The following is a 1,577-nucleotide window of genomic DNA, read 5'->3' on the forward strand; positions in this document are numbered from 1 at the left end:
AGTGACGTTCTGCCATCGCCATCCCTACTGCCATTGCAATCCCTTGTCCTAGTGGTCCTGTGGTCGCATCAACTCCAGCTGTATGACCGAACTCCGGATGTCCAGGAGTTTTGCTGCCCCATTGGCGGAAATTCTTCAAATCATCGATGGATAAGCCATACCCTGACAAMTGAAGAAGACTGTATAACAGCATAGATCCATGACCAGCTGAAAGAACAAAACGGTCTCTATTAAACCAATCAGGGTTTTTAGGGTTATGATTCATATATTCAGTCCAAAGTTTATACGCCATCGGGGCTGCACCCATTGGCATTCCCGGATGACCAGAATTAGCCTTTTCAATTGCATCAATCGATAATGTACGAATTGTATTGATAGAAAGTGCATCTAATTTATCTAACATATTGTAAAACATCCCTTCCTGTAATGTACCTCTTTATATTATAGTGACCTGCTTAATATCACAACTAAAATCACTAAATCCTTCCCCAATATTTCAATTTTCTAGTAACTAGAGAAGTCCACTATTTAGGTTAAGCTAAAAAGGAGAATACATACATGAATGCATTCTCCTTTTAATTCTAAAGACCATAAGAAGGCCAGCCAATGAAAAGTTCCATCAGATAGCCCCATTCATTAATGTAAGTTTCTTTTTTCCTTTATATTTTTAATCTTTTGAGGTGTGACATCATTTCCTTCCGGATCAACAACTTTCACATGTTCCAGCGTATCGGACATAGAACGTCTGAATGTTTCCAAGTACTCACTTCTCAATTGGGTTTGCTCTTTAGCCTCAACTTCTGTTAAGCCTTCTGCCTTAGCCTTTTTAGAAAGTTCATTAATACGGGCTAGTTTTTCTTTTGATAGCATAATTTCGCTCCTTCTAATGTACGGATATTGACATGGTATTAAAAAAAAAGCGAAATTACAAGTTCTATGATTGAGTTTCAGGTGTATTCTGTTGATATTCTAGAAAGCGCCTGTGAACTGTAGCTTTGGATACATTATAGCCAAAGCCCCTTAACGTGGCTGCGATTTCTGCAAACGTCAATCCATTTACCCGAAGTTTAACAATTTCTTCAATAGGTATCTCCTTACGGTCTCTTCCAGTAGAATTCCTCTGGTTTTGAAGGTTTTTTTGAGGGCGATACCCCTTTTCCACTGCTCGTAACATCCCGCGTTTAATTTTTAAATTATGTAGTTTCCTTTGATATTCTTCTACAATGCCGACTATTTGGATAACCATAGCATCTGAATCCGATAGCTCAAGTTCCCCATCATGGGAAAGTGTATAGATTTTAACGCCTTCTTTAAGAACAACATGAAACAGAGCAATTTTTGCATTTCCTCTGCCTAGTCTCGTTTCGTCTTGAATTAATAGAACTTCAGCCTCTTTAGTTTTAAATAGATCCAGCATGTCAAAAATACCATCACGGTTTAATTCGTAACCGCTTGCTTGCTCTTTTATAATAGATACTACTTCTATATCCATTTTCTCAGCTAATTTGACTAATTCATCTTCCTGCCTAGCTAACGATGTTTCCTGCGACTCTTTTTCCGTACTTACTCTACAATAG

Annotated in this window: 2 protein-coding genes and 1 pseudogene; all 3 read right to left on the reverse strand. The window is 38.1% G+C overall.

Features of this window, described 5'->3' with window-relative positions; genetic code table 11:
- A pseudogene (locus tag AC1DUW_RS28225) lies at positions 1–403 on the reverse strand (transketolase); the annotation flags it as partial.
- A gap of 233 nt (positions 404–636) precedes the next feature.
- The gene (locus tag AC1DUW_RS28230; RefSeq protein WP_053345512.1) at positions 637–870 is read right to left on the reverse strand and encodes a DUF896 domain-containing protein; all 234 of its coding nucleotides are present in this window, start codon (positions 868–870) and stop codon (positions 637–639) included.
- Between the two features lie 64 nt (positions 871–934).
- The coding region (locus tag AC1DUW_RS28235) for a YneB family resolvase-like protein (RefSeq protein ID WP_477644104.1) at positions 935–1,577 on the reverse strand (643 nt) is incomplete at its 5' end.

The sequence above is a fragment of the Peribacillus sp. P4_C12 genome, assembly GCF_056402095.1.

What these genes read in the sequence shown, in the direction of transcription:
- AC1DUW_RS28230 (WP_053345512.1), bottom strand. Translation starts at nt 870, where the DNA reads ATGCTATCAAAAGAAAAACTAGCCCGTATTAATGAACTTTCTAAAAAG.